The sequence below is a fragment of the Pontibacter arcticus genome, from assembly GCF_003284895.1.
Lineage (GTDB): Bacteria > Bacteroidota > Bacteroidia > Cytophagales > Hymenobacteraceae > Pontibacter > Pontibacter arcticus.
Genome location: NZ_QMDV01000004.1, coordinates 487,762 through 507,938, shown reverse-complemented (window position 1 = coordinate 507,938; position 20,177 = coordinate 487,762). Strand labels below are relative to the sequence as shown.

Below are 20,177 nucleotides of genomic sequence, written 5' to 3'. Positions count from 1 at the left end.
CTTGTTGTACCAGTTATGTGTTATAACGTTCTCTGTTTACATGATTTTAAGCTAGCCGGACTAATTGATGTAGATGCTCCTATTAAAGCAGAAGAATTACTATTGCTAAAATTTATCTGTTTGATTTTATATTACCTGTAGCAGAAAAAAGACAGTGCATAAGTTCAGACTCCTATCGGATATTTTATTAATTATGCTGCTTTATACTTTGTTCTATTCCTGAAGGCCGGCTGGCAAACCATTCGGGTACTGTGCCTGTATAGCCCGTTCAATCTCAGCAACACGGTTGCCGGGGTTTGGGTGCGTCTGGGCAAATTCTGGTCCGCTGGTACCACCGCTTGCTTCTTCCAGAATGCGCATAACCTGTATCATGGCTTGCGGATTGTAACCAGATTGCGCCGTGAGTGCAACAGCCAGCCTATCCGATTCAAGTTCGTCTTCGCGACCATAACGCATGTTCAGCAGCTTGCCAACCATAGCAGCCACCACTGCCCCCGACTGGCTTGCCGGGTTTTCGGGATCGTAACTGGCAATAGCTGCTGCACCCGTTAAGCCTTGCGTAAGTTTTGCTTTAGCCAACTGCTCCGCAGAATGCCTGGCCACTACATGCCCAATCTCATGGCCTAACACACCCGCTACTTGGCCTTCTGTACCCAGTTTTTTCAGGAGCCCAGCTGTTATAAAGATCTGTCCGCCAGGCAACGCAAAGGCATTTACTGTTTGTTCGTCGGCCAGCAAATGAAAATCGAACCGATAAGGCGTTTGTCCTGCTTTAGAGTTTTGCAGTAACTTCTGCCCAATTTCCTTGATCTTGGCTGCAGCTACCTGGTCGCTGTGCAGGCCGCCGTATTGAGAGGCCATTTCCGGTGCTGCCTGCAGGCCCAGCGCTATCTCCTGTTCAACTGTAATGTCTACGTGCTGTTTCTCGCCTGTAAACTCATTATCCTGCGTATTGCACCAATAAGTACCCAACGATAGCAGCGCCATAAACAAGCCAATAATTATCTTTAATATAGCTTTCATTTTTCTGTACTGGTTTCTGGTTTATACTTTATAACAGCATCAACTTACGCATAGCAAGTCAGGTAGCTAAAGCTGTAACCTGCAAACGAGCCGACAGGTAGTGTGGTTGCTGTTGTGCTATGCCTGCTCGACCAAAGTATACAGCATTTTATATTTACCAGCCTGATACAGCATTTACTTTTTTATATGTTTTGCGTATGACAAGTAATTTTCTGCCACACGGGCAGCTTCTGAAACTAAATTTTTGCGATATGAATATGAAAAGAACATTCGGTGCCCTGCTGACTATACTGGGCATCGTCGGTATTATATGGGGCGCTTATGCTTTTATAAACGGTGGAGATGGTGTTGCTGTAGGTAAATTTACGGCTGCTGTTCCTTTTGTAGTAGGGCTGATTTTCTTCTTCTCTGGTATAAACTTAGTTAAAACGACTAAAGATGAGGCCTAACCACCTCAGATAAAAACAAAAAGCCCACCGGAGATCATCCGGTGGGCTTTTTGTTTTTATTACCTTCTTGTTATATGCTTAGTGCAGGCATTGCAGTTGCAGAAGCAAAAGCTTCTATAGCTGTATCCTGGTTTAAGTAGTTAGAAGTATAAGTGGGGTTATTGCCGTTAATATAGATCAATGTATGGTCTTTAATCGTTTCGATTACTTCTTTAGAGATTTCCTGTGGCAAAGCAGGGCATCCTAAGCTACGCCCTAGGCGGCCATACTGCTTCACAAAGCTATCGCTTACATAATCGGCGCCATGCACTACAATAGCTCTTTCACGGGCTTTATCATTGTAGCCTTCATCCATGCCATCCAACTTTAACGATAAGCCATGTTTGCCAAAGTAGGTTTCATCAGTTAAATAAAAACCAACACTGCTCATATTTGAGTTAGGCAGGTTCGAGAACTTATCAGCAGTAGCCTGGCCCGTATTGCGACCGTGGGCAACCAAGGTATTAAATAATACTTTCTTGGATTTCAGATCAATGATCCACATTCGTTTTTCGCTGCTCGGCTTTGTAAAATCTATAACCGTAAGTATAGATTTAGCTGGCGCGACAAGATTACGCTGCTTAAAGTTCTGAAAACCTACAAAAGCTTTCCTGAAAACGTTAAAAGATAATCCTGATTTCTTCAGGGATGCATCATTGTAAACTTCCAGTACGCGGTCATCAAAAACCAATTGTTTTTCAGCAAAAGTAGCTGTTGCGTTATTAGTTGCCAGTTCCTCTTTTGCCGAAATATTTGTATTCAGACTATGTTCTATTCCGGAGGCTCCTGGTGATGTAATTGAGACTAGGCCAAGGGTAATCGTGGTCAAAAGTGCTCTGATCATAAGTCGTTTTTTATCTTAGATTTTACAGTCAAACTACTCAACAGCAATTTAAGTACAATTTGTTCCTTAACTTTTAATATTCTAAAAGTGTTGGTTCTATTAATCTAGAGCCATTTATCCAGATATTCAAGCAACGTCTGGCATTAATTTTTATTTTATTAATACAATTAAATATTTCCTTTGGTTAATACACAACTTTTAAATTTTATGCCTGTTGCTTGTGTAATCCCAAAGCTAAATGCAACTTTGAGCCTGAAAACCGAAAGCCATGTTCAGAAAATTATTAGCCTTAATGCTGCTTGTGTCTCTTAATGCATGTTATGTGCCGGATACCTTAAAAGGGTTCGACAGCGAAACCTGGAAAGCCGACAGGTTCGGATGCGAAAGCAAGCGTAAAAATCTTGTGCAGGATTTCGATAAGATACGCAAAGAGTTGTATGGCAAAAAAGAGTTTATAGTACGCAATGTTTTAGGCAAGCCAGACCATGAAGAATTACTGGAGCGAAGCACCCGCATCTACTATTATTATTTCGAGCCTGGCGCCCAATGCGATGACCGCTCTAAGATGTCGGAAGCTAACCGCGCAGAGGTAAGGATTAACTCACTCGGAAAAGTATCAGAAGTAACTTATAAAAGGCCCCTTTAAACTAAAAAAGGCCCGGATAATTCCGGGCCTTTTTTAGTTTATACTTTTTTTACTTATTCATCACTTTCACTTACAAAGCGAATATTGTTTCGTCCTTCAAGTTCCAGGTATTGTCTGAGTTGATTGTCGCTTAGCACACTTGTAAACGCTTTGTCAGTTTCCATCTTGATGCGATAGATCGTTTTAGAAAGCAGGATTGGATCTGAGCTGAATTCCTGTTCTGCTTCTTCAATCAGTTTATACTTGGCTACGTTCAGTTCAGCAATCTGGGCCAGCTGGTTATGGTCTAGTTTAAGCTCTTCTTTCATCTCTAAATTAGCCATCTGCACACCATCCAGCTCAACCGCCAAAACCATTTTATCCAGGCCGTCATCTGTAACCTTAAGTCCCTGTGCTGAACCAGCAGTTGCAAATAAAAGTGCTAATGAAATGAGTAATATATGTTTCATATCCGAATGTCGTTTATATGTCTGTTGTTATGATCTCTAACGGGAGTTCTCCAGAAATGTTGAACTAATTCTTAAAGATAAATTATATTTATTAAATATAAAATGTAACCTATATTAAAATCTGTTAAAATAATTATTGTATAGTATAAACACTATATGAAATAATAGGCTTAATCTCTTTAAAATCAATATTTAACAGAGAAATAAATTTTTAAAAAATTTCCATAATTAATATTAATTATTCCTTATATAATCAATATCAGTCTGCATATTTACCTCTTGCTCCGATTACGGTTCAAAGTATACACCAGTCTCAGATGATAAACTGGTGAAGCTAAGTGCACAAAAAAAACAGTGCCTCTTTTTAAGGAGACACTGGTTTCATAATTCAAATTTTGCTTCAGGGGCTGTTCGGAACTTTATAGCTACGCTGTTTAAAATACTGCATCGCAATAAAACTGATCATAGCTCCTGAAAAAATGCCTTCGAGTAACAAAACCGAAAAGACAACAATGCCAGGTGTATGTTCTATCTGGTCGCCAAAATATTTGTCGGCTGCCAATACTTGTAACAGATCATTGTTACCTGTTTTAAGTAAAACCAGCATAAAGGCTGCAAAAAGCACCGTAGCAATAACTGCTGTAATCAACCCGGCTCCTAATCCCTGGAAATAACCGATCTTCTGGTTATTAACTTTTTTAAAAGTACGGATACTTAGTATAATGCCGGCTGCTAAGATCAGGCCGTTAAAAAACCGCAACTCCACTATATGAGAGAGGCCAATCAGCTTCATCAGCAGAAAGTATAAAATAAGGCCAGCAGCAGTAAGTACGCCATACTTAAGGCCTATCTTTTCCATAAATTAAATTGTTAAATCTTGCTACTTAAACTCTTTCAGTCATTGAATGGTCTGCTCGTCTGAACCACTGCATGGCAACAAAAGCCATCAGGAAGCCCGGTATCAGGCCATAGATAATAGTGAGCGCAAATAACGACAGCATAGATAAACTTTGCGGGAACAGTGCACTTGTCTGCAGGTTAGCCAGATAGCTTGTATCGAAGAGGTTAATGTAAAGCACCATAAACAGGGCAAGCAACGTAGAGGAAACCACACCGGTTATAGCACCGATAGCCAAGCCCTGAAAATAATCTATCGTGCCGTTGCGGCGGCGTTTAAAATTTGCAATAGCCAGGCAAATACCTATTGCCAGAAATATGGCACTCAGGAAGGACATCTCGGTTTTATCGTGAAGCCCCAGCAAGCCCATCAGTAAAAAATAAACGATGTGGGCTACTCCCACTAAAATTCCATATTTCAAAGCTATATTAGTCCAGGATACTCTTGAAGATGCCATAATTGTTTTGTTTTATACAGTTCTACACTTAATTAAAAATGAACAGTTTAACCTTCGGATTGGTTAAAATAAAGGTTATATAAAGCACTGGGCCTAAAATTACCTGTTCATACTGCTTTATATCATTAAATCAATATACTCCATTATCAGCCCTGGCGTTGTGCTTTCGCATATTATTTTTTAATCTGATAACCTTAAACCGCTTATTAAAAAGCTGTTATAAAGTATAAAATTGTAATAGAGAATATCTTGGTGACAGGCTTTTACAAGGGCCATATTTTTTTGTAATTTTACAGCACAATTAATTCATATTTCTTTAGAAGCTATTTATGATCAGTACCAGCAATGTAAGTTTGGCTTACGGCAAACGCACATTATTTGAAGATGTAACCATTAAGTTTTCTCCCGGCAACTGTTACGGCCTTATTGGTGCGAACGGCGCTGGCAAGTCTACTTTTCTTAAAATACTTTCCGGTGAGATTGACCCGAACACCGGCTCTGTAAATATTCCGGCTAATGCCCGCCTCGCTATCCTGAAGCAGAACCACTTTGAGTATGATGAGTATCCTGCCCTGCAAACCGTGATCATGGGCCACACCAAACTGTGGGCTATCATGCAGGAGAAAGATGCGATCTATGCCAAGCCAGATTTTAATGATGCAGACGGAGAGCGCGCAGCCGAACTGGAAGGCGAATTTGCCGACATGGAAGGCTGGAATGCCGATTACGAAGCAGCTGAATTACTGAGCGGCCTGGGCATTGGCGAAGACCTGCATTATACCTTGATGAAAGACCTGAGCGGTAGCGAGAAGGTACGTGTGCTTTTATCGCAGGCGCTGTTTGGTAACCCTGATATTTTATTGCTCGATGAGCCTACCAACCACCTGGATGCTGAATCTATCATGTGGCTGGAGAACTTCCTGGGCAATTTCCAGAATACTGTTATTGTAGTATCACACGACCGCCACTTCCTGGATGCCGTTTGTACGCACGTTGCCGATATCGACTATGGTAAAATAAAACTATATGCCGGTAACTATTCGTTCTGGTACCAGTCGAGCCAGCTGGCCCTGAAACAGCGCACAGATTCTAACAAGCGCACAGAAGATAAGCGTAAAGAACTCGAAGAATTTATACGCAGGTTCAGCGCCAACGCTTCCAAATCAAAGCAGGCCACTTCCAGATCAAAACTACTGGAAAAACTAACGGTGGAAGATATTCAGCCTTCGTCGCGTAAGTACCCGTACATTGCCTTTAAGCCTGAACGCGAAGCCGGAAACCAACTGCTTAACGTAGAAAATCTTAGCAAAGCCATTGACGGTACCACCATCTTCAGTAAAGTTTCTTTCATGGTGGATAAAGGAGATAAAATCGCAGTGTTGGGCCGTAATGACCTGGCAGCTTCTACCTTCTTCAAGATCATTATGGATGAAATGAAGGCAGACAGTGGCGAGTTTAAGTGGGGAACAACCATCAATGCAGCCTTCTTCCCGAAAGACAACCAAGAGTTTTTTGATACAGACCTGAACCTGGTAGACTGGTTGCGCCAATACTCCGTGGAGAAAGACGAGAGCTTTATCCGTGGCTTCCTGGGCCGCATGCTTTTCTCGGGCGAGGAATCGCTTAAAAAAGCAAGTGTACTTTCAGGAGGTGAGAAAGTGCGTTGCATGTTCTCTAAAATGATGCTGCAATCAGGTAACTTGCTTGTTTTAGATGAGCCGACTAACCACTTAGACCTGGAGTCGATCCAGGCGCTGAACAACTCGCTCCGCGATTTTGATGGCACTATCCTGTTCTCGTCACACGATTTACAGTTTGTGGATACTATTGCCAACCGCATCATCGAGCTCACTCCGAAAGGAATGATCGATAAGCGCATGACCTACGAAGAATACCTCGAAGATGAAAACATCAAGGAGCTTCGTAAAAAAATGTATGCTACTTCTTAATTAAAAAAACTACTCCACTACTTACTTTAGTGGAGTAGTTTTTTATAGCCTAAAAATTTCAAAGCTTATACTTTAAACAGGTAGTTATGGGAAAGCACACGTGCCTCGCCGGACTTTTAATGCCGCTTTTGTTTATACTTTTTGCAACTCCGGAAGCTGCCGCGCAAACCGTACCGAGAGATACAACTTATCAAAAACCTTCGCTGCCTACTGGTCCGCCGGTGCCGGTCTCCCCTGCTCCGCAACCAACCCAACCGGTTAAAGAAAGGCCTGTTATAGTGTCACCGCCTCAGGTAATTATACCTGATACCGTCCGTAAAGAAGACAACCGGGAAGTAAAGGAAAATGCTACGTTCGTTGATAAACTATATTATGGTGGTAGTTTCGGGTTACAGTTCGGGACTTATACGAACATCTCGTTGCTGCCAACAGTTACTTATAGGTTAACCGATAAGTTAGGCATTGGGGTTGGTGGTGTGTACCACTTTATCAGGGAAGGCGATATCAGCCTTAATAATTATGGTGGCCGGGCACTACTGCAGGCAGAGACGTTTGAAATTGGCGATGGCGCTATTTTGTTGCATGCCGAAGTGGAGATGCTGAGCCTGGAATATCTTTCTGCATTTAACGCCGGCTTTTATGAAACGAGCCGTAAATCTATTGCGCTGCCTATGCTAGGGATTGGTTACCGCCAGCGCATAGGCGAAAAGGCATCTTTTGACCTACTGCTGCTTTATAATGTAAACGAAGACCGGCTTAACCCATACAGTAATCCGGTTTTCAGGGCAAGCTTTAATTTACCGTTTAAGCGCTAATATTAATATTATAAAAAAGAAGGGCTGCCAAGTATGGCAGCCCTTCTTTTTTATGAATAGTCTTATAACTTGTTATCCTCTTATCAATCGAAGCAGAACCACGATTACAGCAATTACTAATAAGATATGTATTAGTCCGCCTACGGCATCAGGAAAGCCTAAAAAGCCAATCAGCCAAAAAATAACAAGAACAACTGCGATTATATACAATAAATTTCCCATAGTTTTATCAGTTTTAGTTTGTAAGGTTAATAGTAAGTAACGTGAAAAATCTTATCAGGTTAAGCCCTGCGAATAAGTCTTAGCAGCACAGCAATTACAGCGATCACCAGTAATACGTGAATGATTCCGCCCACCGCATCCGGAAATCCAAGAAATCCGATCAGCCAGAAGATGACCAGTATTACGGCGATTATGTAGAGTAAATTTCCCATAGTAGTTTTTGTTTTTTGTAAGTGCTTTCCTGCTGTGTACAGTTTAAAAGGGTGTTGTAACAAGCATCAGGTTCAGCGACCTTACTTTTTCGTTTTTGTATTTTTAAGTTGTAGCTTCTAACGGAATATCGATTTAAAAGATTTAAAAAAAAGCTTTGATTTAAATAAAACATCTCTTTAAACCCCTGTTCCCGATAAAAACCCGAATCAGAATATAGGCATACATACTTGAAATACAGCTGGTTTGTTTTTATACTATGGATATATTTTTAAATTTTAATTAACTTTTATATTTATGAAGTTGTTAAAATTGTTTTTACTAAATCATTTCTAAAATATCTGCAAAGTTGAAGTCTTTTAAGAGCGCTTTTTATTCGGGCATTGATTTCTGGATTTTATCTTAGCTTTGTATTTATACTATCATCATACTTAGTTTGATCATCTATGAAAAAAGTTGCAGTTATCGGCTCCGGCACCATGGGCAACGGAATTGCCCACGTTTTTGCACAGAATGGCTTTTCGGTTTCCCTTATTGATATTTCAGAAGAAGCTTTGCAGAAAGCACTTGGCACCATCGCTAAAAACCTGGATCGCATTGTAGCAAAAGGCGCCATTACCGAAGATCAGAAACAACAGACCTTAACAAATATTACCACCTTTACCAGCATGCAGGAAGGTGTGCAGGAAGCCGACCTTGTAGTAGAAGCAGCCACCGAAAACGTGGACCTGAAACTGAAGATTTTCCGCGACCTGAGCAGCTTTGCCAAACCGGAAGCTATACTTGCTTCCAACACTTCTTCCATCTCTATCACCAAAATTGCTTCGGTTACAGACCGCCCGGATAAAGTGATCGGGATGCACTTTATGAATCCGGTTCCGGTTATGAAGTTGGTGGAAATTATCCGTGGCTACTCTACTTCGGATGAGGTGACTACGCAGATCATGGAGATATCAAAACAGCTGGGCAAGGTGCCTACCGAGTGCAACGATTATCCTGGTTTTGTGGCCAACCGCATTTTAATGCCGATGATAAATGAGGCTATTTACAGTTTATACGAGGGCGTTGCCGGTGTTGAAGAGATCGATACGATCATGAAATTAGGAATGGCGCACCCGATGGGGCCTTTGCAACTGGCAGATTTTATTGGCCTGGATGTTTGCCTTTCCATACTTCGCGTGCTGCATGACGGGTTCGGAAATCCAAAGTATGCGCCTTGCCCATTATTGGTAAATATGGTGCAGGCCGGCCACAAAGGCATCAAGTCTGGTCAGGGTTTCTATTCGTGGTCGCATGGCACAAAAGAACTGATCGTAGCCGACCGTTTCAAGAAAAATTAATTGTTGATTGTTGAATTGTTGCTTGCTAAAATCTAGTTTAATAGCAGCTTATCTAAAACAAAAGCGCCTTTACCAGCTAGCTGGTAAAGGCGCTTTTGTTTATACTTGGTTTAAATTCAGTCACTGAAAACAACTGATGATTAGCAATTCAACAACCAACAATTAGCAATTAAACAGCTACCGCATGGTCGCGGAGTACATCGTTTAAAGAAGTCTTTAAATCAGTGCTTTCCTTGCGCTGGCCAATGATAAGGGCACATGGCACCTGAAAATCGCCTGCCGGAAATTTCTTGGTATACGAACCCGGAATTACTACCGAACGCGCCGGTACGATGCCACGGTACTCTTTTGGCACAGAACCGGTTACATCAATAATTCTGGAGCTTCCGGTTATGGTAACGCCAGCCCCGATTACGGCTTCTTTACCAATGCGGCAACCTTCTACCAGTATACTTCTGGAGCCAATAAAAGCGCCATCTTCGATGATAACCGGAGCAGCCTGAACCGGCTCCAGCACACCGCCTAAACCAACGCCCCCACTCAGGTGTACGTTTTTGCCAACCTGTGCGCAGCTACCAACTGTTGCCCACGTATCTACCATCGTTCCCGAATCCACGTAAGCGCCAATGTTTACATAAGAAGGCATCATGATCACGCCACTTGCCAGGTAAGCACCGTAACGGGCCACAGCATGAGGCACCACACGCACGCCAAGGGCTGCATAGTTATTTTTCAGGCTCATCTTATCATGAAACTCGAACGGGCCAACTTCTATGGTCTGCATCTGCTGGATCGGGAAGTATAAAAGTACGGCTTTCTTCACCCACTCATTTACCTGCCACTCATCTCCTACCGGTTCGGCTACACGTATTCTGCCTTTATCAAGGTCTTCGATTACAGCGCGAATTGCGTCTACAGTTGTATTTTCTTTTAACAGATTGCGGTCTTCCCACGCCTGCTCTATTATTTGTTTAAGTTCCATGTCTGGGTTGGGTTTGTATATGATCAGGCAAAAGTATTAAATTTAACCAATGTCTGAAAAGAGAATCCTGCTTGCTTCACTCCTCAAACCGGTTACCGACACCCGCATGTTCGAAAAGATCGGGCTGTCGCTGAGCCAGTTACCAGGCACAGAAGTGCATATATGCGGTTTTCATACAGACTTTATTCCCGAGAATTCTGCTGTATTTTTTCATCCTGTTTTCAGATTCAGGCGCCTCAGTTTTGGTAGGATAACAGCGCAGCAGCAATTTTACAGGTTATTAAGGCAACTAAAGCCTGATCTGATCATCGTTTGTACCCACGAGCTTCTGCTGCCGGCTGCACTTTACAAAAGGAAGTATAGCTGCAAACTGGTGTATGATGTACAGGAAAATTACGCCCTCAACCTGAAAGCCCAGCAAAATTATCCGCCGGTTTTAAAAAGTATACTTGCGTTTGGCGTTCGAAGTATGGAAAAGCTGCTGGCCAAAAGTATAGATCATTATTTTCTGGCAGAGCGCAGTTATGCAGATGAACTTCCTTTTCTGAAGCCCAACAACTATACGATCCTTGAAAACAAGTATAAAGCGGTTTATACTTTACAGCAAAGGCAACTGCCGGTTTCATTGCGAAACACACCCTTACAGCTTTTATATGCGGGCACTATTGCAGCAGAGTATGGCATTTTCGAAGCGATAATATGGGCAGAAAAATTCTATCAACAGCAACCCGATATCACGCTCACCATTATTGGTTATTGCGCAAAAGCAACAACCTGGCAGCGTGTACTTCAGGCAACAAAAAACAAGCCTTACATTAAACTGATAGGCGGTTCTGAACCTGTACCACACCAACTTATACTTGCGCAAATACAGCAATGTAACCTCGGCCTGCTCCCCTACCAGCCCAACGAAAGTACGTTCCGATGCATCCCAACCAAGTTATTTGAGTATGCAGCGCATGGTTTACCTATCTTAATACAGGAAAATCCGTTCTGGAACCAACTGGTAAAGCAGTATAAGGCGGGTATAAGTATAGATTTTGCCACTGCAGGTGCTGCCGGAGTTTTAAATCAGTTGCAACAGCAGCTTTTTTATCAGTATGGGATTCCGGATGACGTATTCTGGAAATCCGAAGAGCAGAAATTAGTACCGTTGATCTCAAATTTAATCAACTGAAATCAAACGATATCTTTGAAAAAAATATTTTTAGGCAAATCTAAATCTCACGATAATCAGTATATTTGAAATCTATAAATAGCTAAATACTATGCGTAATTCTAAAATTGCCGGTACCGGCCACTACGTTCCTGATAATGTAGTTACAAATAAAGACCTGGAGAAGTTGATGGATACCACTGATGAGTGGATCAGGGAAAGAACGGGTATACAGGAGCGTCGTTATTTTGAGGAAGGCAAAGATACTACCGCCAATATGGCTGCCAATGCTTCGCGCAAGGCCCTGGAAATGGCTGGTTTGCAAGCCACTGACCTGGATATGATCGTGTTTGCTACACTTAGCCCGGATTACCTTTTCCCAGGCTCCGGTGTATTGTTGCAGCGCGAACTGGGCCTGAAAGAGATTCCGGCTTTGGATATCCGTAACCAATGCTCTGGCTTTGTATATGCCCTTTCGGTAGCTGATCAGTTCATAAAAACAGGCATGTATAATAACATTCTGGTGGTGGGTTCTGAGATACACTCCAGCGGATTGGATTTCTCGGATCGTGGCCGTGGGGTTTCGGTTATTTTCGGAGACGGCGCCGGCGCGGTTGTTTTAACACCTGCTGCCGATAACAACTCCGGTATACTTTCCACGCACCTGCATGCCGATGGCGAGTTTGCCGAAGAACTGGCTGTAACGGCACCTAACTCAAATAAAAAAGACCGCCTGACCCACGAGATGATCGACGATGGCAGCGTATATCCTTACATGAACGGTAATGTGGTATTTAAGCACGCTGTTACCCGTTTCCCGGAAGTGATTGAAGAAGCCCTGAACAAAAACGGGTACCAGTCTTCGGATATCAACATGCTGATTCCGCACCAGGCAAACCTGCGCATTACCTCTTTTATACAACAGAAAATGGGCCTGCCTGCTGAGAATGTTTTCAGTAATATTCAAAAGTATGGCAATACCACTGCAGCCTCTATTCCGATTGCGCTGAGCGAAGCCGTACAGGAAGGCCGCATTAAAGAAGGCGATCTGGTTTGCCTGGCCGCATTTGGCAGTGGGTTTACCTGGGCTTCTGCCTTAATCCGCTGGTAGGTTTTTGAATTCCGAATTTACAATTATGAATTACGAATTAGGATCTCATTCTTAATTCGTAATTCATAATTCTTAATTATCTAACGTGCATAGCCATACCGAAGAAAATTACATTAAAGCCATTTACAAACTGTCGGTTAACAGTACGCAGGAAGTAAATACCAATGCCATTGCCGAAGCGCTGAACACCAAAGCCGCCTCTGTAACAGATATGCTCCGGAAACTCGGCACAAAGGGCATTGCCAATTATGTAAAGTATAAAGGTGTCTCGCTTACAGAAGAAGGCGAGCGCATTGCTTTGCAGATCATCCGGAAGCACCGGCTTTGGGAAGTTTTCCTGGTAGATAAACTGAAATTCAGCTGGGACGAAGTACACGAAGTAGCCGAAGAACTCGAACATATTACTTCTGAATTGCTGGTAAAGCGCCTGGATGAGTTTCTGGCTTTTCCGCAGTTCGATCCGCACGGCGACCCGATTCCTTCCGAAAGCGGCCAGATGAAACAGAAAAAACAAAAGCTGCTGGCCGAGTTGGAAGTTGGCACTGTTGGGCGTGTGGTTGGCGTAAACGATTCGCAGCCGCTTTTTCTGCAGTACCTCGATAAAATGGGCATTGGTCTGGGCAGTTCCATACAGGTGCTGGATAAAATTGCGTACGATAACTCCATGGAAATTATGCTGAACGAAACCAAAAGTATGGTGCTCTCCAGCGAAGCTTCCAGAAACATTTTCCTGTCGGCTTAAGCCGTTATACTATGAAAACCCTGCTCCTCTTTCTGTTTATACTTCTTTCGGCCTGCACCCAGGTTGTAGACAAAGGACCCGTAAAACCCGGGGAGCGCATGCAGGTAATTACCACTACCGGCATTTTGGCGGATGCTGTCAAAAACATTACAGGCGATGCCGCCGATGTGGAAGCCGTGATGGGCAGCGGCGTTGATCCGCACCTCTACAAAGCTACACAAGGCGACCTGAATAAGCTGACTGAGGCAGATGTAATCGTTTACAATGGCCTGCATTTGGAAGGCAAAATGGGCGAAGTACTCGAAAAACTCAGCCGGCTTAAAACCGTTGTAGCCGCCACCGAAAACATTCCTGAAAACCAACTCAGGCAGCTTGGCGATGGCTCCCAGAACCACGACCCGCATATCTGGTTTGATGTAGCGCTCTGGCAACTGGTCGTACAGCACCTCAGCGAAGAACTCCAAAAGAAAGACCCTGCCAACGCTGCGCTTTATAAACAAAATACAACTTTATACTTACAGCAGCTCACGCAACTGGATAGCCTGGTAAAAACTGAAATAGCAGCGATACCGGTTCAGCAACGCATCTTAATAACAGCCCATGATGCCTTCGGTTATTTTGGTGATGCTTATAAAATAAAAGTGCGCGGCCTGCAGGGTATTTCCACAGTTTCGGAATTCGGACTGCAGGATGTATCATCGCTGGTAAATTACATTGTAGCAAACAAAATAAAAGCGGTGTTTGTAGAGTCCTCGGTATCCCCGAAAGCCATCGAAGCAGTACAGGAAGGCAGCCGCCAGAAAGGCCACATTGTTAAAACCGGCGGTACATTGTATGCCGATGCACTGGGCGCAGCCGGCACACCCGAAGGCACTTACATCGGTATGGTAAAGTATAATGTCCGCATTATAGTAGCAGCTTTAAAGTAGATCTATGATTATACATGTTGAGAATCCGGTAGTAGAAGTACATGACCTGACGGTAAGTTATGATCGGAAACCTGTGCTCTGGGGCGTAGACTTAACATTGCCCGCCGGTGCTTTGGTGGGCGTGATCGGTCCGAACGGTGCCGGAAAATCTACCCTGGTGAAAGCCATCATGGATCTTCTGCCAACCAGCAGCGGCTACGTGCGCATCTTCGATAAAGAAATCAAGGAAGTCCGTAAAAAGATAAGCTATGTACCGCAACGCGAATCGGTAGACTGGGATTTTCCGGCCTCTGCCTTTGATGTGGTACTGATGGGCCGCTACGGAAGTATGGGTTTGTTTAAGCGTCCCGGTAAAGCCGACAAGGAAGCAGCCATGCTGGCACTCGAAAAAGTAGGCATGCAATCATTTGCCAACCGCCAGATTTCACAGCTTTCGGGAGGGCAGCAACAACGCGTTTTCCTGGCAAGGGCACTGGCACAGAACGCTGATATCTACTTCATGGATGAGCCGTTTGCCGGCGTTGATATCGCTACGGAAATGGCCATTATCGAACTTCTCCGAATTATGCGCGAACAAGGCAAAACGGTGGTTGTGGTACATCATGATCTGCAATCTGCAGTAGAATACTTTGACTGGATTGTACTACTGAATATGCGCCTGGTAGCATCCGGGCCAACCAACCAGGTACTGACACAGGAACTGCTCGAAAAAACCTATGGCGGCAAACTAACCGTACTGACTAAAGTAGGCGATCTGCTCCGCAAACAAGAAATACCATCACGCGAAAAACAGGTAAAATGAACGAGTTCCTGGAATTCTTTTCGTTTGCTGATGCCAATGTACGCTTTGTTACGATTGGCTCCATTTTGCTGGCGAGCAGTTCGGCGGTAGTGGGTTGCTTTAGCCTGCTCCGCAAAAGGGCGCTGGTAGGCGATGCCGTGGCCCATGCCGTGCTGCCGGGCGTTTGCCTGGCATTTATACTTTCGGGCACAAAAAACCCTTTCATACTTTTGCTGGGCGCTTTTATTACCGGTTGGTTTTCGCTCGTTGTTATTGATTTTATTACGGCCCGTACCCGCATTAAAGAAGATACGGCCATTGGCCTGGTACTTTCCGTTTTCTTCGGGATCGGTATACTTTTACTTACATCCATCCAGCATTCGGGCAACGCAGCGCAAAGCGGACTCGATAAGTTTTTATTTGGAAAAGCAGCCTCGCTGGTCGGCGAAGACCTCATTGTTTTCAGTGTGGTGGCTGTGCTTCTTTTAGTGGCTACTATCGTTTTTTATAAAGAATTAATGCTGCTGTGTTTCGATCAGGCTTATGCGCGTACCATCGGGTTTCCGGTGAGGGCATTGGAACTGCTCTTAACCACGCTTACAGTGTTTGCGGTGGTAGTGGGCATACAGGCGGTTGGGGTTGTATTAATGGCGGCCATGCTGATCACTCCGGCTGCTGCGGCTCGCTTCTGGACAGAGAAATTACCGGTTATGCTTTTGATAGCTGCTGTGATGGGTGCATTTTCGGGGTTGGCGGGAGCTTTTGTTTCCTACACGGCGCCTTCCATGCCCACCGGTCCCTGGATCGTATTGATCATTTCCCTGATCGCTATACTTTCGTTTGCGTTTGCACCCGGCCGTGGCTGGGTATCCCGGATCATTCGCCAGCGCCGCAACCGTTCCCGCATCCTCGACGAAAATATTCTTAAGTTACTCTACCAGGTGGGCGAGCTGAAGGAGAATTTTACAGATGCACAAAGTATAACCGAGCTGATGCAACGCCGCCATCTACCCCAGAATAGCATCCTGAAAGGCTTAAAAAAACTTCAATGCGAAGGTTTTGTAAGTAAACAGCAAAACGGCTGGCTGCTAACAGAAGAAGGCCGGATTCGGGGAAGACGCGTAGTGAGGCTACACCGGCTTTGGGAATTATACTTAACGCAATACTTAGAACTCCCCTCCGACCACGTACACGAAGACGCAGAAACAATCGAACACATCATCACACCCGAACTGGAAGAAAAACTGATGGAAGAACTGAATTACCCGGCACTCGATCCGCATCAGTCTAAAATACCACTTTAGAGTTCTGAGTTACGAGTTATTTATTAAACAATAAAACCTTTAACCTGTGAATGCATTCTGGATCATATTGACTGGTTCGTTGGTAGCTACCTGCTGTAGCTTGCTGGGGTGCTACCTGATACTTAGAAGGATGGCCATGGTGGGCGATGCAATCTCACATGCAGTGCTGCCTGGCATTGTGATCGCTTTTCTTTTGAGCGGTTCCCGTGATACGGTTCCGATGCTGATCGGGGCAGGCTTGCTGGGCGTGCTCACCACCTTCCTGATCGAGTTTTTTCATCGCTATGCGCGTGTGCAGGCTGATGCAGCTATTGGTGTAACTTTTACTTCTTTATTTGCAATCGGTATTATCCTGATTTCCGTTTTTGCCGGACAAGTAGACCTCGACCAGGATTGTGTGCTGTATGGCGAAATTGCGTACGTGCCGCTCGACCTATGGCTAACCGACAATGGCCTTAGTTACGGCCCACGCACCATCTGGACGCTGGGAGTTGTTACGCTGCTTATACTTTCGTTTATCGTTATCGGTTACAAAGAACTGTTCCTGACCGCTTTTGATCCGGCTTATGCAGCTGCTATTGGCATTTCCACATCGTTGTGGTACTATTTACTCATGACGGCCGTTTCACTTACTACGGTGGCATCGTTCGAGTCGGTAGGTGCGATATTGGTAGTGGCTTTTATCGTTGGTCCGCCGGCTACAGCTTATTTACTGACCGATAACTTTAAAACGATGCTTATACTTTCGGTTATACTTGGTGTAATCGCTTCGTTTTCAGGTTATTACCTGGCGGTGTGGCTGGATGGTTCTATTGCCGGTGCTATCGCCACCGTTACAGGTGTCGAGTTTATTTTGGCACTTTGCTTTTCGCCGCAGCGTGGTTTGCTTTTGAAGCGCCGCACCCTGCAACCGGTATAAGGATAACCTAAGCCGGAATTTATACTTTACCCGCGTTGTTTCCATCCAGATAATAGCAGCATTTATACTTTACAAAAGAAAACAACATGTTTCGTAAGCCATACTTACTTTTTATACTTTCACTTGCTTCTGCACTTTCCGCTTTCGCGTTTATCTCTCCGGAAACAAGCATTTCATCTGCTCATGCCATACTTTCTGATAAGAAGCCAGCCGAAAAGATTAAGTGGATCACGATGGAAGAAGCTGCCCAGAAAATCAAATCAAACCCTAAAAAAGTTTTTATTGATGTGTATACCGATTGGTGTGGCTGGTGCAAGAAAATGGATAAAAGCACTTTTTCTGATGCCGAAGTAGCCGCCTATGTAAACAAGAATTACTACGCTGTAAAACTGGATGCCGAAGGCAAAGAGCCGATCACGTTAAATGGCCATACTTACAAATATAACCCGGAATACAAAGCACACGAACTGGCTGTTGCGTTGCTGCAAGGGCAAATGAGCTTTCCGACGACGGTTTACTTGGACGAAAAATTTAATATGCTGACTCCGGTTCCGGGCTATCTGGATGCAAAGGCTTTCTCCAATATTCTGAAATATTTCGGCGACAACCACCACAAAACCATGGACTGGCAGCAGTACGAAAAAACGCTGAAGTAGTAGGCTGTGCTGCTAAGTGCGCTTCCAGATTCATACTTTTTCGTACTTTTGCCTGTTCCTTAAGCGACTTTATTTTGATTAACCATACTTTTTCGAACGATACCATTGCAGCTGTAGCTACCGCTCCCGGCACCGGCGCTATTGCCGTTATTCGCCTTTCGGGCCCTGAAGCCATCAGCATTACCAATGCTGTTTTTGCCGGTAAGAACCTGTTAAACCAAGCCAGCCATACCATACATTTTGGTACTATCCGCGACGGAGAAAAAGTGCTGGACGAAGTGCTGGTGTCGTTGTTTGTAGCGCCGCATTCTTATACCCGCGAAAATGTGGTGGAAGTATCGTGCCACGGTTCTGATTTTATTGTGCAGCAGCTGATGCAGTTGTTCCTGAAAAAAGGAGCGCGACTGGCCAATGCCGGTGAGTTTACGAAACGCGCTTTCCTGAACGGCCAGTTTGACCTGGCGCAAGCTGAAGCCGTAGCCGACCTGATCGCTTCTGATTCTGCTCTTTCGCATGAAGTGGCCATTAAGCAGATGCGCGGTGGTTTTTCGCAAGAAATAAAGCGCCTGCGGGCCGAACTGGTGCACTTTGCTTCGATGATCGAACTGGAACTGGACTTTGGCGAAGAAGATGTGGAGTTTGCCGACCGCGACCAGTTACGTACGCTTATTCTCAACATTCAAAGTATAATCCGGGAATTGCTGAAGTCGTTTGAACTAGGCAATGTGATCAAAAACGGTGTACCAACCGTGATCGTAGGAAAACCAAATGCCGGCAAATCTACGCTGCTGAACAAACTCCTGAACGAGGAAAAAGCTATTGTATCGGATGTGCCCGGCACTACCCGCGATTTTATTGAAGATGAGATTAACATTGGCGGCATCACTTTCCGTTTTATTGATACCGCCGGCCTCCGCGAAACAACAGACAAAGTAGAGAAAATCGGTGTGGAACGCACGCACCAGAAGCTTAGCCAGTCGTCGCTGATCATTTACCTGTTCGATATCACCACCAGCTCGCCCGAGGAAGTACAAACTGAAATTGAAGAACTGAATCCGAAAAAACTTCCGCTGCTGGCCGTTGCCAATAAAATAGACGAAGCTTCCGCTGCCCTGCTTTCCGCTTTCGGAAATATGGAAAACCTGGTACAGATCTCGGCTGCCGAAGGTGCCAATATGGAAGCGCTGAAACAGGCATTGATGGACAAGGTTAACCTCGGAAAACTAAATACGCAGCAACAAACCATCGTTACCAACCTCCGCCACGTAGACAGCCTGAACAAAACGTACAGTGCCTTAGATGATGTACTCAACGGTCTCGCTCTGGGCATGAGCGGCGATTTGGTAGCCGCCGATATCCGCCGCGCACTTTACAGCTTAGGTGAAATCACCGGAGAGATCACAACAGATGATTTATTGGATAATATTTTTACCAAGTTCTGCATCGGAAAGTAACCTATCAAAACATACCCATTCTATAAATTAATAAAAACCCTGTATACAGCTCGTTTACAGGGTTTTTTATTATCCAATTTAATTGGCTTTACTATTCTATTATGCGTATATTTCTATTATATTTGTACCTCAATTGTACCTCGTTAGCTGGATTTGTACCTTAACCCGTTCAAATGGCGAAATCTTGCAACATATTGCACCATACTGCAACATACTGAAACACTAAGCAACATGAGTTCTAATATTAAGCTACAGCGTATTTGCCAGCATTGCGGCAGCGAGTTTACTGCTAAAACCACCGTTACACAGTATTGCGGTGATAAGTGTGCTAAACGTGCTTATAAGGCAAGGCAGAAAGTAGCAAAAATTGAAACTAGCGATAAGCAGACAAAAGCGATAAAGAATAAGCCTATTGAGGATTTGAGAGCTAAAGAATATTTAAGCATTGCGAACGCCTGCCAATTATTAGGACTAAGCCGTTGGACGTTATGGCGTGCTATAAAGAAAAGAGAATTAACAGCCGCTAAGATTGGCAGAAGCACACTAATAAAACGGTCTGATATTGATAAGCTCTTTGAATTGCAACACCTGCCACAAGCCAGTAAAGAGCCTATAGAAATTACCTTTTGCCCTGACAATTGCTATACCTTATCTGAAGTTCAGCGCCTGTACAGCATATCAGATAAAGCCTTGTATGATGTAATAAAACGCAACAACATACCAAAGTATAAACAAGGTATTTTTGCCTATGTACCTAAAGCCGCTATTGATTGCATATTGAACCCACAAGCATAAAGGACTG

Annotated in this window: 23 protein-coding genes; 15 read left to right on the top strand and 8 right to left on the bottom strand. The window is 44.1% G+C overall.

Going from position 1 to position 20,177, the window contains the following annotated elements; all coding sequences use genetic code 11:
• Positions 1-213: 213 nt before the first annotated feature.
• On the bottom strand, positions 214-1,023 hold the full coding sequence (locus tag DP923_RS15070) for a M48 family metalloprotease (protein WP_112306676.1): 810 nt from the start codon (positions 1,021-1,023) through the stop codon (positions 214-216).
• Between the two features lie 251 nt (positions 1,024-1,274).
• Here DP923_RS15070 and DP923_RS15065 point away from each other — a divergent pair, with 251 nt between their 5' ends.
• Positions 1,275-1,472, top strand: a complete 198-nt coding sequence (locus tag DP923_RS15065; RefSeq protein WP_112306738.1) for a hypothetical protein — start codon at positions 1,275-1,277, stop codon at positions 1,470-1,472.
• A 70-nt stretch (positions 1,473-1,542) separates the two neighbouring features.
• On the opposite strand, the gene DP923_RS15060 is transcribed toward DP923_RS15065, so the two are convergent.
• Positions 1,543-2,355, bottom strand: a complete 813-nt coding sequence (locus tag DP923_RS15060) for a murein L,D-transpeptidase catalytic domain family protein (protein ID WP_112306675.1) — start codon at positions 2,353-2,355, stop codon at positions 1,543-1,545.
• A gap of 268 nt (positions 2,356-2,623) precedes the next feature.
• On the opposite strand from DP923_RS15060, the gene DP923_RS15055 reads away from it, so the two are divergent.
• On the top strand, positions 2,624-3,001 hold the full coding sequence (locus DP923_RS15055) for a hypothetical protein (RefSeq protein WP_112306674.1): 378 nt from the start codon (positions 2,624-2,626) through the stop codon (positions 2,999-3,001).
• A gap of 53 nt (positions 3,002-3,054) precedes the next feature.
• Here DP923_RS15055 and DP923_RS15050 read toward each other — a convergent pair whose 3' ends face one another.
• The 3 genes from DP923_RS15050 to DP923_RS15040 all read right to left on the bottom strand — a co-directional run bounded on the left by DP923_RS15050 (position 3,055) and on the right by DP923_RS15040 (position 4,805).
• The gene (locus tag DP923_RS15050; RefSeq protein WP_112306673.1) at positions 3,055-3,450 is read right to left on the bottom strand and encodes a hypothetical protein; all 396 of its coding nucleotides are present in this window, start codon (positions 3,448-3,450) and stop codon (positions 3,055-3,057) included.
• A 400-nt stretch (positions 3,451-3,850) separates the two neighbouring features.
• Positions 3,851-4,309 (bottom strand): DUF4199 domain-containing protein, encoded by a 459-nt coding sequence (locus DP923_RS15045; RefSeq protein ID WP_112306672.1) that lies wholly within the window; start codon positions 4,307-4,309, stop codon positions 3,851-3,853.
• A 25-nt stretch (positions 4,310-4,334) separates the two neighbouring features.
• Complete coding sequence (locus DP923_RS15040; RefSeq protein ID WP_112306671.1) at positions 4,335-4,805, bottom strand: DUF4199 domain-containing protein; 471 nt, start codon at positions 4,803-4,805, stop codon at positions 4,335-4,337.
• A gap of 329 nt (positions 4,806-5,134) precedes the next feature.
• Here DP923_RS15040 and DP923_RS15035 point away from each other — a divergent pair, with 329 nt between their 5' ends.
• Together DP923_RS15035 and DP923_RS15030 are read left to right on the top strand one after the other, a co-directional pair.
• Positions 5,135-6,754 carry an ABC-F family ATP-binding cassette domain-containing protein gene (locus DP923_RS15035; protein WP_112306670.1) on the top strand — a complete coding sequence of 540 codons (1,620 nt, stop codon included), beginning with the start codon at positions 5,135-5,137 and terminating at the stop codon, positions 6,752-6,754.
• 86 nt (positions 6,755-6,840) lie between these two features.
• A complete protein-coding gene (locus DP923_RS15030) occupies positions 6,841-7,569 on the top strand; it encodes a hypothetical protein (RefSeq protein ID WP_239021055.1) in 729 nt (242 codons plus the stop codon).
• Between the two features lie 72 nt (positions 7,570-7,641).
• Here the strand turns inward: DP923_RS15030 and DP923_RS15025 are convergent, their stop codons facing one another.
• Positions 7,642-7,791: a lmo0937 family membrane protein gene (locus DP923_RS15025; RefSeq protein WP_007660460.1), complete on the bottom strand. Its 150-nt coding sequence runs from the start codon at positions 7,789-7,791 to the stop codon at positions 7,642-7,644.
• Positions 7,792-7,850: 59 nt separating this feature from the next.
• A complete protein-coding gene (locus DP923_RS15020) occupies positions 7,851-8,003 on the bottom strand; it encodes a lmo0937 family membrane protein (RefSeq protein WP_112306669.1) in 153 nt (50 codons plus the stop codon).
• A gap of 444 nt (positions 8,004-8,447) precedes the next feature.
• Between DP923_RS15020 and DP923_RS15015 the strand changes: the two genes are divergently transcribed.
• Entirely contained in the window at positions 8,448-9,341 is an 894-nt protein-coding gene (locus DP923_RS15015) for a 3-hydroxyacyl-CoA dehydrogenase family protein (RefSeq protein WP_112306668.1), read from the top strand.
• Positions 9,342-9,510: 169 nt separating this feature from the next.
• Here DP923_RS15015 and DP923_RS15010 read toward each other — a convergent pair whose 3' ends face one another.
• Entirely contained in the window at positions 9,511-10,323 is an 813-nt protein-coding gene (locus DP923_RS15010) for a 2,3,4,5-tetrahydropyridine-2,6-dicarboxylate N-succinyltransferase (protein WP_112306667.1), read from the bottom strand.
• Between the two features lie 49 nt (positions 10,324-10,372).
• On the opposite strand from DP923_RS15010, the gene DP923_RS15005 reads away from it, so the two are divergent.
• From DP923_RS15005 to DP923_RS14960, 10 genes are all read left to right on the top strand, one after another.
• Complete coding sequence (locus tag DP923_RS15005) at positions 10,373-11,500, top strand: glycosyltransferase family protein (protein WP_112306666.1); 1,128 nt, start codon at positions 10,373-10,375, stop codon at positions 11,498-11,500.
• Between the two features lie 91 nt (positions 11,501-11,591).
• Positions 11,592-12,590: a 3-oxoacyl-ACP synthase III family protein gene (locus tag DP923_RS15000; protein WP_112306665.1), complete on the top strand. Its 999-nt coding sequence runs from the start codon at positions 11,592-11,594 to the stop codon at positions 12,588-12,590.
• 85 nt (positions 12,591-12,675) lie between these two features.
• Complete coding sequence (locus tag DP923_RS14995) at positions 12,676-13,332, top strand: metal-dependent transcriptional regulator (RefSeq protein ID WP_112306664.1); 657 nt, start codon at positions 12,676-12,678, stop codon at positions 13,330-13,332.
• 11 nt (positions 13,333-13,343) lie between these two features.
• Positions 13,344-14,261 carry a metal ABC transporter solute-binding protein, Zn/Mn family gene (locus DP923_RS14990; RefSeq protein WP_112306663.1) on the top strand — a complete coding sequence of 306 codons (918 nt, stop codon included), beginning with the start codon at positions 13,344-13,346 and terminating at the stop codon, positions 14,259-14,261.
• Positions 14,262-14,265: 4 nt separating this feature from the next.
• The gene (locus DP923_RS14985; RefSeq protein ID WP_112306662.1) at positions 14,266-15,063 is read left to right on the top strand and encodes a metal ABC transporter ATP-binding protein; all 798 of its coding nucleotides are present in this window, start codon (positions 14,266-14,268) and stop codon (positions 15,061-15,063) included.
• A complete protein-coding gene (locus tag DP923_RS14980) occupies positions 15,060-16,346 on the top strand; it encodes a metal ABC transporter permease (protein WP_112306661.1) in 1,287 nt (428 codons plus the stop codon). The genes DP923_RS14985 and DP923_RS14980 overlap by 4 nt, the downstream gene beginning before the upstream one ends.
• A 46-nt stretch (positions 16,347-16,392) precedes the next feature.
• Positions 16,393-17,265: a metal ABC transporter permease gene (locus DP923_RS14975; RefSeq protein ID WP_112306660.1), complete on the top strand. Its 873-nt coding sequence runs from the start codon at positions 16,393-16,395 to the stop codon at positions 17,263-17,265.
• 86 nt (positions 17,266-17,351) lie between these two features.
• On the top strand, positions 17,352-17,921 hold the full coding sequence (locus DP923_RS14970; RefSeq protein WP_112306659.1) for a thioredoxin family protein: 570 nt from the start codon (positions 17,352-17,354) through the stop codon (positions 17,919-17,921).
• A 74-nt stretch (positions 17,922-17,995) separates the two neighbouring features.
• Positions 17,996-19,375, top strand: a complete 1,380-nt coding sequence (mnmE, locus tag DP923_RS14965) for a tRNA uridine-5-carboxymethylaminomethyl(34) synthesis GTPase MnmE (protein WP_112306658.1) — start codon at positions 17,996-17,998, stop codon at positions 19,373-19,375.
• A 231-nt stretch (positions 19,376-19,606) separates the two neighbouring features.
• A complete protein-coding gene (locus DP923_RS14960; protein WP_112306657.1) occupies positions 19,607-20,170 on the top strand; it encodes a helix-turn-helix domain-containing protein in 564 nt (187 codons plus the stop codon).
• The last annotated feature ends 7 nt before the right edge of the window (positions 20,171-20,177 follow it).